The sequence below is a fragment of the Streptomyces sp. NPDC048353 genome, from assembly GCF_055587165.1.
The window spans coordinates 170,850-183,823 of record NZ_JBVJGU010000003.1; the positions used below are offsets into that span (position 1 = coordinate 170,850).

At 69.2% G+C, this 12,974-nt stretch carries 8 protein-coding genes and 1 pseudogene; 6 read left to right on the plus strand and 3 right to left on the minus strand.

The annotated features are described in order from the left end of the window. The first annotated feature begins 221 nt into the window (after positions 1 to 221). The 4 genes from ACZ6RC_RS11255 (at position 222) to ACZ6RC_RS11270 (ending at position 8,245) form a co-directional block, all read left to right on the plus strand. Positions 222 to 1,133 (plus strand): carbohydrate ABC transporter permease, encoded by a 912-nt coding sequence (locus tag ACZ6RC_RS11255; RefSeq protein ID WP_469581136.1) that lies wholly within the window; start codon positions 222 to 224, stop codon positions 1,131 to 1,133. Next, complete coding sequence (locus ACZ6RC_RS11260; RefSeq protein WP_469581139.1) at positions 1,130 to 2,035, plus strand: carbohydrate ABC transporter permease; 906 nt, start codon at positions 1,130 to 1,132, stop codon at positions 2,033 to 2,035. The genes ACZ6RC_RS11255 and ACZ6RC_RS11260 overlap by 4 nt, the downstream gene beginning before the upstream one ends. Before the next feature lie 92 nt (positions 2,036 to 2,127). Then, positions 2,128 to 3,423, plus strand: a complete 1,296-nt coding sequence (locus ACZ6RC_RS11265; RefSeq protein ID WP_469581142.1) for an ABC transporter substrate-binding protein — start codon at positions 2,128 to 2,130, stop codon at positions 3,421 to 3,423. A gap of 448 nt (positions 3,424 to 3,871) precedes the next feature. Continuing rightward, positions 3,872 to 8,245 (plus strand): glycoside hydrolase family 2 TIM barrel-domain containing protein, encoded by a 4,374-nt coding sequence (locus ACZ6RC_RS11270; protein WP_469581145.1) that lies wholly within the window; start codon positions 3,872 to 3,874, stop codon positions 8,243 to 8,245. A 1,025-nt stretch (positions 8,246 to 9,270) separates the two neighbouring features. On the opposite strand, the gene ACZ6RC_RS11275 is transcribed toward ACZ6RC_RS11270, so the two are convergent. Then, positions 9,271 to 10,335, minus strand: a complete 1,065-nt coding sequence (locus ACZ6RC_RS11275) for a hypothetical protein (protein ID WP_469581149.1) — start codon at positions 10,333 to 10,335, stop codon at positions 9,271 to 9,273. Positions 10,336 to 10,430: 95 nt separating this feature from the next. Between ACZ6RC_RS11275 and ACZ6RC_RS11280 the strand changes: the two are divergent. Further along, positions 10,431 to 10,762, plus strand: a pseudogene (locus ACZ6RC_RS11280) (hypothetical protein); the annotation flags it as partial. A gap of 8 nt (positions 10,763 to 10,770) precedes the next feature. Then, positions 10,771 to 11,094: a hypothetical protein gene (locus ACZ6RC_RS11285; RefSeq protein ID WP_469581152.1), complete on the plus strand. Its 324-nt coding sequence runs from the start codon at positions 10,771 to 10,773 to the stop codon at positions 11,092 to 11,094. Positions 11,095 to 11,512: 418 nt separating this feature from the next. Here the strand turns inward: ACZ6RC_RS11285 and ACZ6RC_RS11290 are convergent, their stop codons facing one another. Together ACZ6RC_RS11290 and ACZ6RC_RS11295 are read right to left on the minus strand one after the other, a co-directional pair. Further along, positions 11,513 to 11,938, minus strand: a complete 426-nt coding sequence (locus ACZ6RC_RS11290; protein ID WP_469581154.1) for a hypothetical protein — start codon at positions 11,936 to 11,938, stop codon at positions 11,513 to 11,515. A 336-nt stretch (positions 11,939 to 12,274) separates the two neighbouring features. Beyond that, positions 12,275 to 12,688, minus strand: a complete 414-nt coding sequence (locus tag ACZ6RC_RS11295; RefSeq protein WP_469581157.1) for a hypothetical protein — start codon at positions 12,686 to 12,688, stop codon at positions 12,275 to 12,277. Positions 12,689 to 12,974: the final 286 nt, after the last annotated feature.

A 12,974-nucleotide genomic window follows, 5' to 3' on the forward strand; every position in this document is an offset into this window, starting at 1 on the left:
GGAGGGCAGTGGCCCGACGATCACCGCATGAGGAGCGCTCCGCCTTGATGGTTGACAGCAACCAACATGTGATTGATTATCCCGCATATTGCACGCCGGGCTCAGAGTGAACCACCAGTGTCGCCTGGGAAGCAGCAGCCCCGCCCCACCTGCACACGCTGCGGGCGGACAGCCGCACTACAGCGGCCCCTCTGCCGCCCCCCTCCCGAGAGGAAGCCGCATTGACCATCCTGCGTACGGGGCAGACCAAGCGGAACGGCCCCCGACTGCCCGACAGCACCTTCGCGGTGCTCCTCGTCCTGCCAGGGCTGGCGCTGTTCGCAGCAATCATCCTGTATCCCCTACTCGCCTCGCTGACCACGGGTTTCTTCCGCCAGGACCTCCGGTTCCCCGGCCGGGAGTTCGTGGGCCTATCAAACTTCGCCGACGTGCTGCAACGGAACTTCTGGCCGACGCTCGAACACACCCTCGTCTTCGCCGGAGGGACCACCGTCGCCGCCTTCGGAATCGGCTTCGCCCTCGCCCTCGCCCTCAACGCGGGCCTGAAAGGCAGCGGGTTCATGCGGGGCCTGTTCCTCTTCCCCTGGGTGATCCCGGGCGTCGTCACCTCATTCCTGTGGATGTGGATCTTCAACGCCAACTACGGACTGCTCAACGGATTGCTCATCAAGACGGGTCTGATGGACGAGGCGGTGTCCTGGCTCGGTGAGCCGGGGACGGCCATGCTCGCGGTGATCGTGACCAAAACCTGGGCGAGCTTCCCCTGGATGATGGTCATGATGCTGGCGGGCCTGCAGACCGTGCCCGGCGAGCTCTACGAAGCCGCCGCCGTCGACGGCGCGGGAATGTTCCGGCGCTTCCGCTCGATCACCTGGCCCAGCGTGCGCTCGATCGGCCTGCTCGCCCTCCTACTCGAGTTCATCTGGAACTTCCAGCACTTCGACACCATTTACGTGCTCACCGGAGGCGGCCCCGCCAACTCCACGCAGACCTTCGCCGTCGCCGTCTTCCAGGACGCCTTCCAGGGATTCGACCTCGGCCGGGCCAGCGCCCTCGGCGGGCTGTGGATGCTGCTCCTGCTCGCGCTGGTGGGCGGTTACCTGTTCCTGTCTCACCGTGAGGACCGCTCATGACCACGACGACCCTGGAGCCGACCCGTACCGAGGAGCGGTCCCTCCCCCCGCGTGGCGGGCGCCGCCCCCGGATCCGCCCGGACCTCGTGCGCTCCCGGGCCCTGGCCTGGACCGCGCTGCTGGTGATCGGGGTGTTCGCGCTGTTCCCTCTGTACTGGATGCTCGTCACGGCGCTCAGCCCGGCGGACCGGGTGTTCCAGTTCCCCCCGGACTTCGTGCCGAGCGCCCTCACCTTCGAGAACTTCCGGGCGGTGCTGGACGACGGACCGCTGTTCCACTACCTGAAGAACAGCGTCATCGTCTCGCTGACCACGGCGTTCCTCAGCGTGGTCATCTCGACCTACATGGGTTACTCGTTCTCCAAGTTCCGCTACCGCGGCCGCCGGTCGCTGATGAACTTCGTGCTCGCCTCGCAGATGTTCCCCCAGTCGCTGCTGCTGATCACGCTCTACGCGCTGTTCCGCGAGTTCGGGATGCTGGGCAGCTATACCGCGCTCGTGCTGTCGTTCAGCACGTTCACGCTCCCCCTGTGCGTGTGGATGCTGAAGGGCATCTTCGACACCATCCCGGACGCGCTGCTGGAGGCCGCCGCCATCGACGGGGCCTCACGCTGGCGCACGCTGCACTCCGTGATCGCGCCGCTCGCGGCACCGGGCATGGCCGCCGCGGGACTGTTCGCCTTCGTGCGCGGCTGGAACGACTTCGTCTTCGCGCTCAGCCTCTCCGACAACAACACGATGACCCTGCCGCCGGGTCTGGTGCACACCTACATCGGCGAGACCCAGACCGCCTGGCCCACGCTGATGGCCGCGTCGCTGGTGGTCTCCCTCCCGGTCGTCGTCGCCTTCATGTTCCTGCAGCGCTTCCTGGTCGGCGGCCTCACCGCGGGCTCCGTGAAGTAGCGACAGCCCTCTCGTACCCGCCGCGTTCACCCGCCGCGTTCATCCCACCCGTCGTACCGCCCGTCGTACCGCCCACTCGCCTTGGAGGCGCCATGTCCCTGTCCGACCTCTCCCGCCGCAGCGTGCTGCGCGCCGCCGGCATCGGCGCCGTCGGCATCGCCGGATCCAGTGTTCTCTCCGCCTGCGCCACCGGAGGCGGCGCCGGGAACGGTGGCGACACCGCCGCCAAGGACTTCGGTTTCACCTCGTGGTCGCTGAGCGAGCCGGCGTACAAGCCGACCATCGAGCGCTTCATCAAGTCCTGGGAGACCAGCAACGGCTCGAAGATCAGCACCACCACGATGCCGTACAACCAGTACCTCCAGGAGCTGAGCCTCAAGCTCAACGGACGCCAGGTCTCCGGCGCCGTGCAGCTGGACATCGCCTGGCTGGCCGCCATAGCCCAGACCGGCAGCCTCGCCGACCTCGGCGACCTGGCGATGTCGGGCGGATACACGCCCGCCGGTCTCTCCAGCGGCCACTACAAGGGAACGCTGTACGGCCTGCCGTGGACCACCGGCGCGATCGGGCTCATCGGCAACCAGGACCTGCTGAACGAGGCCGGGATCAAGACCGCGCCCACCACGATCACCCAGTTCGAGGACGCGCTGCGCGCCCTCAAGGAGCTGAAGGGCGTCACCCCGTACGCCGCCTCCACCGCGATCGCGCAGCTCGGCGATATCTTCCCGTGGATGCAGACCTTCGGATCCCCCATCCTCAAGGACGGCAAGGTCCTCATCGGCGACGATGCCTCCATCGAGGCGGTCACCTGGTACAAGAAGCTGTACGACGAGAAGCTCATCGCCAAGGACGTGGACCGCAACGGCGCCCGTGCCCTGTTCGGCCGCGGCACCGTCGGTTTCTACGACGACGCCGTCGTCGGCAAGGCCCCCACGCTCGCGAACGCGAAGGACCCGAAGGAGCTGGGTCCGGCGATGGTGCCGTTCTCCCGGCCCGTACTGCAGGCCGGCGACTCGCCGCAGGCGCAGCTGTGGGGCCACGTCATCGTGGTCATCAAGGGCGACGGCCAGGACGCGGCCGGCCGGTTCGCGCTCAAGACCACCTCCGACGTGGCAACCACGACCGAGTACTTCAAGGCCGTCAGCCTGCCCCCCGCCACCAGCAAGGGCCTCGCCGCCCGGGAGATCGCCGCGGACGCCTTCACCACCCAGTGGACGCGTCGCATCACGAGCACGGCGACCCCCGGGCCGTTCTGGGCGTACGCGAAGAACGCCCAGATCATCAGCGCGGTCGCCCAGCAGGTGCAGGCGGCGCTCGTCGGCCAGGCCTCGCCGAAGGAGGCCATGCGGACGGCGCGCGAGCAGGCGACGCAGCTGCTCAAGGACTGATCTCCGGGGCCGGTGCCGGGCTGATCTCCGGGTCCGGTGCCGGTGGGCCGCGCACACGTGCGCGCGTGTGTCCGGCGCGTACACGGACGGCACCCCACCCCCTCTCGGCGGTCGCAGTCTTTCCCCGGGAAGTCCGCGGCCGCCGAGCCGTGCCCTTCGGCGCGAGCGGGACGGCGGGAGGGCCTCTCTGCGCACCGTCGCCCGCGACCGCTCGGAGAGAGCCGGACGGGCTCTGCGCATTGCCCCGACAGACCCTTGACGGGCGTGTGGGCGGCGGACACTCTTCTCGCCATGTTCACAGGAGTTTCATCCAAGGACTTCTGAACGTCCAATGCTGCACGACCGATTTGGTGTGCGGATCGAATCACCCGGATGAGCGAGTACCCGAGGGCATCCCCGCACTCGGAAGTCATTTTCCTGTCAAGGAGGCCTAGCCTTGTTCTCTTCGATGAGACGTCCCACGATCGGCGCGTTCGCCGCGGTGACGGCACTGGTCGTCGGTTTCGCGGCACCGCCCGCGTTCGCCGCACCCGCGGCCCCGTCCGGCACGTTCGCGGCCCAGGAGACCGCCGCCGACACGGTGTTCAGCGATGACTTCTCCGGCGGCCTGGTTCACTGGACGAAGACCCGGACGCCCGCCGGCGGCGCCGACTGGACGGCGCGGGCCGGCGCACTGACGGTCGACACCACGTCGGCGACGGGCGGGAGCTACCTGCGCCCCTCCGGCGCCCTGACCCTGCCCGGCGCGTACGAGCTGACGACCAGGGTCCGTGTCGACGAGATCCGCCCGGACGGCACCGTGTCGTTCGTGATGGACATGCAGGACGCCGGCAACCCGACGACGAAGAGCCTCGCCGCCCAGATCACGGGAGTGAAGCCCAACGGACGAGCGGGAGTCCAGATCACCGCGCCCCTGGCCGGCCCCGTCGAGTGCTCGGGGGACTCACCGGTCACGACGGGCGACTGGCTCGACGTGCGGATCGTGCGCGCGGGCGGGGTGACGGCCGTCTACCTCGGTGGACGCCTCGTCGCGGCGGAGACCTCCCCCACGGCCGGGGGCACCTTCGCCCTGGGCTCGTACCACAGCAGGATAGCCGTGGGCCCGGTAACGGTCCGTTCGCTCACCGGCATTCCGGCGGGTCATCCCACCACCGCCAAGGGATGCACCTTCCAGGCACCCGACCAGGACGCGCCCGGCCACCAGGTCACCCACGGCAACCCCTCCCAGAGCCTCAACGGCACCTGGAACTTCAAGACCGAGAACGCCGCCACCCCGGTCGACCCGGTCAAGCTCTCCACCCCCGGCGCCGACACCGCCGGCTGGGACAGCCTGCCCGTCCCCGGCAACTGGGACACCCGGGACGCCTACAACAACTACCGGGGCGTCGCCTGGTACCAGCGCTCCTTCACCGTCGCGCACCGCGGTGACGCCTACGCCCGCTACTGGCTCACCTTCGACGCCTGCTACCGGACCTGCCAGGTGTGGGTGAACGGCAAGCCGGTCAAGAGCCTGGCCCTCAAGGACGCGTCCCACGACGCGGACAACGGCAAGGACGGCACCGGCCTCGTCTGGTCCGAGAGCGACACGCACACCGGTGGTTACACCGAATTCCAGATGGACGTGACCTCCGCCCTCGACACCACCGGCACGAACACCGTGGTCGTCAAGGCCGACAACACCGTCACCACCGGCGCCTGGTACCCCTGGGGCGGTCTGTCCCGGGACGTGAGTCTCACGACCACACGGTCGCTGTCCGCCACGCGACAGGAGATCACCGCCACGCCGAACCTGACCGACGGCACCGCCTCGGTCACGAGCAAGGTCTTCGTACGCAACACCGGCACGAGCGACCAGCAGGTCACCGTCAAGGGTTCCATCACCTCGGCCGCCACCGGCGCGGACGTTCCCGGAGCGACCGGCCTCACCGGAACCGCGACCATCCCCGCCGGACAGACCGCACCCGTCACCCTCCACGCCGACCTGGACGCGGACACCTACTCCCTCTGGCAACTCGACGACCCCGACCTCTACCGCCTCAACGCCTCCCTCGCCGTCAGCTCCGCCCCCAGCACGGTCGTCCACGCGATCAGCGACACCTTCGGCATCCGCCGGCTCCAGATCGCCGGCACCGACATGCTGCTCAACGGCAAGAAGCTCAAGGTCGCCGGCGCCAACCGCGTCTCCGACGACCCGGTGAACGGCAGCACCGAGCCCGTCGCCCAGGTCCGTCACGATCTGGACATGATGAAGACCGCGGGCATGAGCGTGACCCGGCTCATGCACTACGCCCAGGCGCCCGCCGTCCTGGACTACGCCGACCGCATCGGCATGCTCATCATCGGCGAGACCCCCGTCTGGGGTGACAACGCCAACCTGACGACCGCCCTGCCCAACATCAAGCAGCAGATGGCCGAGCAGGTCCAGAAGGACTTCAACCACCCCAGCATCTTCGCCTGGTCCGTCGGCAACGAACTCGCCTCGCACACCGAGGCGGGCAGGACGTACGACAGGCGGATGGCCGCCTTCTCGAAGAACATCGACCCCAGCCGGTTCGTCACCCAGGTGAACAACAAGATCAACGAACCGTCGAAGGTCCCGTGCGCCACGGGTGAGACCAACTGCGGCGCCAAGGACGGCATGCAGTACATGGACTTCGCGGCCATCAACCTGTACGGCAACTTCGACGGCGGGGTGCAGTGGGCCCACAAGCTCTACCCGACGAAGCCGATGTTCATCTCGGAGTACAGCACCGACATGAGGTTCTCCAGCCAGGGCGGTTACCTCACCAGCCAGGAGAGCCTCGATCAGAAGACCACCACCGGCGACATGGCCCAGTCGTACTTCGCGAACAAGGACTATTTGTTCGGCTGGTCGCAGTGGACCTACAACGACTACCGCAGCACCTACGCCGACAGCAGCCCGAACAAGGTGCGCGGATACGGCGACGTGGACGTGTGGGGCCGTCCGAAGGCCTCCTACGGGGCCGTGCAGGCCGCGAACGCGCCGGTGAAGAGCATCGCGGTGGCCGGGGTGGAGAACGACAACGGCACCGATGAGACGGTGGTGACGGTCACTCCGCGCGGGCCGCTGGCCACGGCCGGTCCGTCGTGGACGCTGTCCGGCTACAAGCTGGCGGTGAGGGTCACGGACACCGACGGCAAGGTCGTCGGCGGCGCCGTGGTGGACCTGCCGAAGATCGAGCCGGGCGACCCCGCGCTGCAGGTCCCGGTGGCCTGGAAGCACAGCGACGACGCCGCGCGGGTCCGCGTCTCCCTGCTGTCCCCGCTCGGCTTCCAGGAGGCCGTCTCCTTCAAGGACCTCAAGGCTCCGGCGAAGCCCGAGATCACCGGCACGGCCGTCGCCGACGGCTCCGCACGCGTCCGCTTCAGCGACCCCGTCGAGGGCCTGAAGCACACCGTCAAGGCCACCGCGCCCGACGGCACCGTCGCCGCGGCGAAGACCACGTACGAGCCCTTCGCCGACCTCACCGGTCTGACCAACGGCACCGAGTACACGCTCTCCATCACCACCGACAACACGGCCGGAAGCAGCGCCCCGGCCACCGCCAAGCTCACCCCGAACGGCACCCTTCCCTACGGTCCGAACCCCGTGAAGGTCATGCCCGTCGACCAGGGCCTGGTGCTCGGTTTCACCGAGACCAGCAGTGCCGCCAACGCCCAGCGCAACGGCACGTTCCAGGTCACGGTGACCGACACCGCGTCCGACACGAAGGTGAAGGACTACCAGACCACCAACCGGCCCGGCACCCGTGTGGAGGGCCTGACCCCCGGACACACGTACGCGCTGCAGATCCGGCGTCTGAACACTGACGGCACCGCGTCGACCGCCTGGAGCGAGAAGGTCGAGGGCACCGTTCCCCGGACCGACCAGGCTCCGGCACTGCAGGTCACGGGCACCCTCGGCGGGCCCACCTCCGGCGCCATCGCCGTCACCCCGGCCTCCGGCACCATCCGCTACGAAGTCTCCGTCGCGGGCGGCACCCCGTTCCAGGTCAACCGCTCGGCCGTCGACCTGATCCCCGTCAGCCACCTCAAGCCCGGCACCAACTACCCCGTGTCCGTCAAGGCCGTGGGCGCGGACGGCACTTCGACCGCCTGGACCGGCACCCTCACCACCACCCAGGCCCCCGCGACCAACGCCAAGATCACCGGCGAGCAGGGCGGCAAGACCCTGACCTGGACCGCCTCCGACCCCGCACCGGCCTTCTACAACGTCAACCGGACCGTCTGCGGCACCACCACGACCACCAAGGTCGCGGGCAGCGCCACCCAGTTCGCCCTCGGCGCCAACGGCGGCTCCTACACCGTCCAGGCCGGCACCGGAACCATCCTGTCCACCGCCACCACTCCCCTGGGCACCGGCGGCACCACCGCCTGCGGCGCCATCGTCACCCCCGCCGACACCACTCCCGGCACCGACGGCACCCGCCCCTTCAGCACCACCGGTACCTGGACCACCAGCGCCCTCACCACCACGGACGGGTATCCCAGCGTCTACGCCGATCCCACGGCATCGCCCGCGCCCCGTGTGGTGTGGACGGCCCCGGCCAAGGCGGCCGCGTCGACCTACAAGGTCGAGGTCGCCCTTCCGGGCGGCACCAGCGCGACGTGGGTCACCTACACGATCACCACGGCGACCGGCAACCAGACCAAGACCGTCAACCAGAACACCGCGGGGACCGGCTGGATCGACCTCGGAACCTACGACTTCGCGGCCGGCCAGGCCCCCAAGGTGTCGATCACCGCGGCCGGTGGCGGATTCCTGCGGGCTTCCGCGGCCCGGTTCAGCGACGCCGGATAACCCGCCCGACAAGGCCCCCCCACCGCGTGGCCGTGGGTCGAGAACGCCACGCATCCGGCGGCCCCGGATCTCCTGGTCGGAGATTCGGGGCCGCCGCCGTGTCGGACGACCCGACGCGACGAACGGACATGCCGCGTTCGGCGTGGTGGGGCGTGAGCCGTTCGGTCGTCACCTGTGCCCGTCGATCACGGTCCGGGCCGGCAAGTCCTCTGGTACGCGGATCGCGTGGGGTGTCGTACCAGAGGCTCGGGCGGGCTCGCCGGGAGCAGCGGGTGGCGGGGGCCGGAAGGCGGTGTTGTTCAAGGTTTTGAGGCGGTCGTCACCCTGGACCCGCCGGGCCTGTGAAGTCGCCGACGACCGTCCGCACGATCTGCTCGTCCAGGCCCGGCTCGTAGGGCCGGCCGCGCAGGACGGGGCAGAGCCTCAACCCCCTTGCTTCGCGCGGGTGGTGAGGGCAGTGTGCCGCGAGCGTCAGATTGCGCCGCTGTCTGACTGGCTTGTGGGTCGCACGGCGAGCAGGGCGGCCGGGCGTAGTCCTGGGGGTCGGTGTCAGGCCGGTCGATCTCGCGGACCGATGAGCGATACCGGCGCTGGGCGAGGGTCAGCTCACTGACGCACTCCAGTCGTCTGCGGCCGCGATGAACAGGGCGCCTTGGTGAAGGTCAAGGCTGCAGGCAGCAGTGGGCTTCCCTGCCTGGACGAACGGGCCGGTCCCTTGGAACGCGTCGGCGTGGAGGTGGAAGGACTTCGGCTCGGTGCAGCCGACAGTGCGCAGTCGCCAAGGTACTGAAGAGCCCTCGTGGGTGGGCGCGGGGTGGCAGGGCGAGTTGGAGCTGCGCGGCGGCCGGACGCTCTGTCTCGTAGTCGATGTGTGCCGCCGTCCAGGCAGCCATGACGAGAACTGCCTGTGCAGGCGTACCCGACACGGGTGGGTCGTCGGCGAGGGAGGGAGGTGTTCGTTCAGGAGCCGGTGGTGTCTCGACGATGTCGGGGCGGCCTACCTGTGTCCCGAGGGTGGCCGAGAATTAGCGGGTGATGTCCGGACCGCCTTGGTCGGCCCAGGTCCGGATGACGTCGAGGAAAGCCGCATCACGGCGGCGGGCGCCACGTTGCGCCCCGGCGGCCAGGATCGCTTCACCCGCTCCGGAGAAAGCTCGGCACAGCTTCAGCACGGGAACGCGATCCGCGCGGGCGGCATAGCGCACCGAGCGGAACTCGAGCATGGCGTGGCGCAGAAGTGCTGCGGCAGCGTACGCGTCGGAGCCCAAGTCTCCACCTGGCGGCCGACGCGGGCGCCCCGACCGGCTGGTGCGAGGAGGGGTGACTGCGTCCGCGCGTCGACCGGCGGCCGACAGGTGCCATGAACGGTCGTCCAGGCGATACTCACCACCGGCGGCGCGGAGCCGGCCGCCCGGGCCCAGGGACATTCCGAGCTCCCGCTCTCCGGCGTCCAGGACCACTCCCCGTGTGCCGGAAGGGTCGAAGGCGATATCGGTGACGCCATCCAGCCACACGTCCAGCAGGGCAGGCGGCGCGGCCTCATCGACGGCGAACTTGCGGTCAACGACCAGCTGGAGAAAGGCGGTCAGGCGAGTACCGGCACGTTCTACGCTCAGGTGGCGGACGGACGCCGTCGCCAGATCGTAGTCGTGGGCCAGCTCATCCACGTTCTGGCGCGCAAGCCGGCATTGCGGTGCCATGACGTGTCCGAGATAGTCGCGGCCTGGCGTGTGAGGCTTGGCCGGTGGTAGGAGCGCTTCGATGTCGTACCCGGCGATCGTGGCCTGTTCCGTCATCCATCCGCGCCGCCGCTCGCCGAGACCGGCCATCCACTCCAGTACGGTCCTCGCCCGCCGCTCGCGTCGACCGGCGTTGGACGTGCTTGCGGCCCAGAACAGTGGAAACAGATTGTTGTCCCACACATCCGACGCCGCACGAATGGCTTCCCGGTCGAACAGCCGGACGTCTGCCGCAGCCTCCGCCATCTGATCCAATGAGCGATCCAGCAGCGCTGCCAGGACGGACATCGCCGAAGCGGGACGCATGGGCGAGCGCAGCGCATCGGACGGCGGAGGGGCAGATATGGACACGTCGGGATCGTCGCACATCTGCGGTACGGGCCGGCTTCGCCCACACTCGCACCCCCTACGCCCGGCCGTACGCGCCGGTGGAGCGCACCGGCGCACCGCTGGTGAAGGGCATACCCCCGATCCGCTCCCGCCTCGGCCGACGCCAGCCCGGCAAACTCCACGCCGCGAAGGGCTACGACTACCGCCACCTGCGGCAGAGGCTGGCATAGCGAGGCGCGTCCGGCACCGCATCGCCCGCAAGGGCGTCGAGACCTCACAGCGGCTCGGACGACGCCGCTGGGCCATCTAACGGATTATGGCCTGGCTCGCCGGCTGCCGTCGGCTGCACCGCCGCTACGGACGCAAAGCCGAGCACCTCCTCGCTCGCGCCCTCATCTGCTACTGCAGACTCGCGACGACTCCATGCGATGTGCAAGCTGCGCCATGATGGCGAGCGTGAGCAAAGAGACTGCACTTGTGGCCGTTGCACGCCTGTTCGAAGAGTTCATGAAATTGCCCTTTCCTCCCAGATTGGCTGGCGCGGACCGGGCCGGCTTCGACCTGGTGATGCTGGACTCGGACACCGCAGGCTTCGTCTTTATCTGGATCAAGAACGGTGGCGAGCTTGAAGTGCGAGGTCGAAGCGGTCTGCTTCGCTGCATCGACCGCTTGGACCAGGTCATACCTGTACTCGAGGAAGTGGACCACCCTGAGTACTGGCACCGCCTGCGGCAGATGGCCCGCTTCGTCGCGGATTCCCCACAGGCAGTCACCACATGAGATGACCTCTCAGTGCAGGGGCCTGTCACCGATCTCAAGGCCGCTGCGCTCCCTCCGTTGCTCTCCGCAGCCGACGCGGCGTGTGGCGCGCTGCACCCAGCACATGCGGCCTTGCGGTCCACGGCCGAGGCCATCGATGAGCCGTAGCCCCTGTCGCCAGGACGTGACCGGGCTGGACGCAGGGTCGTTCGCCGGCACCTCGGCGGGCGCGGCGAACGCGCCCGCCCCGCCCGCGATCGGGACATCACCGGCGAGCTCGCGCACATCTTCGGGAGCGAGCACTCGCGCAGGCCGGTGCCGGCGTCCACATCGGCGGGCGAGCGCGGCGGCGGTCTCTCGTACGGCCGGGTGCTCATGCAGCATGTAGCGGGCGGCGGGCGTCCTGGCCGAACCCAGCCGTTCCACCCGGCAGGCGCACTCAATCCACCGTCCGTGAAGCGGCCGCTTCGATGCCTGATGCCCGCAGCTTCCGCGCCAGGAGCTCCATCTCAGGCAGGGTTCCTGAGTACTGCCCGGTCAAGACCTGCTCCAGCACGGCCTGGACGCCGTCCAGGCCGATGCCGAGTTCCGCCCGCAGCACCCGCATGATGGCGGCGTTCCGCGTCGGCGGTGCTACCCGCAACCTTGCCCGCCCGTGCTCGGAGAGCAGTCGGCCACGCAGTTCCTCCGGCAGGTCACCGTCACACACAGCCAGGGCAAACCCGCAGGCCGGACACGTCGACTCAACATCCCACCGCAGTGCCTCGCCCACCAGCGCCTGAACACCGCACCACTCCGCCTCGGCACCGCACCCCTGGCACACGGCGGAGTACCTGATGGACTCAAGCAAGATCGGCTTTTCCAAAATCCCCCCTCAAGAGGCGAGACTAGACGGCAGACAGCGAACGTCTTTCCGGAGCGCCTACATGTCCCTGACGCGCGAGCCAGCGGTCCAGGCCGCGCTGGTCCATGCGCTGACGCTCCCTCTCGTGAGCACACCGAGGCCCAGTAATCACCAACTGACGCCCAGACCGGCCCCTGGAAGCCCACCACCTACTCCAGACCGGCACCTGAAGCCGCCCCACCCGTTGGCAGTGCCGGTTTCCGCCCTGCCGTGGCTGCGAATCGCCGGCGTCTCGCGGTCGGCGTAGGGGGCGCCGCGCTCGGTTTCCCCAGTCGGGCAGGGCGCGCGGCACTGGGCTTACGAGTACACCCGCCACCAGCGGTCCGCCTCAGCACGGGCCACTTCGGTGTCGTATTGAACGGCGTCGAAGTGGAGCTCCGGCGGGCGGGGGCACGGCGCGGGGATGTGCGCCGGCGATGGGACCTCCCAGTCCGACCACTGCACGATCTCGCCGAACCGCTGCACGACCACGGTCAGGAAGCCGCAGCACCCGCCAGTGCACTCGGGTTCCCCCAGCTCCAGGCGGCGGGCCTCTCCGGTGGCCCGGAGTGGGCTGGGCCGCCCCGCCGGCAGCACCTCGGCGGCGTACGGCCCGCGGCCGCCCTTGTCGACTGCCTCTTCGACGATGTCCTCGCCGTTGACCCAGAACCGCACCTGAGCCGCGAACCGGGGTCCCGGCGGCAACACCCTGATCTCCAACTGATCGAACATCAGACCACCCTACGGGGCGCGCTGACGCCGACCCCGCCCAGTCGACGCCTACCTCCGGCGCGGTGTCGCCGGAGATACGGAGCCTCCTACCGCGGCCACAGATCGTCTCGTTCTGCAGGCGCCACTCCTGCGACCGCGCCCGCCCCGCTCCGCCGAGGTCAAAGATCACCACCCCAAGAGCCGCCCCTCCGGGGCCCACCGTGTCTCGCACTTGAGAAGGCGGCGAGGGCTACGGACGGGCGGGAGCCGGATACAACGAGGCGAGCGCTGCCGGTCCGGGTCTCGC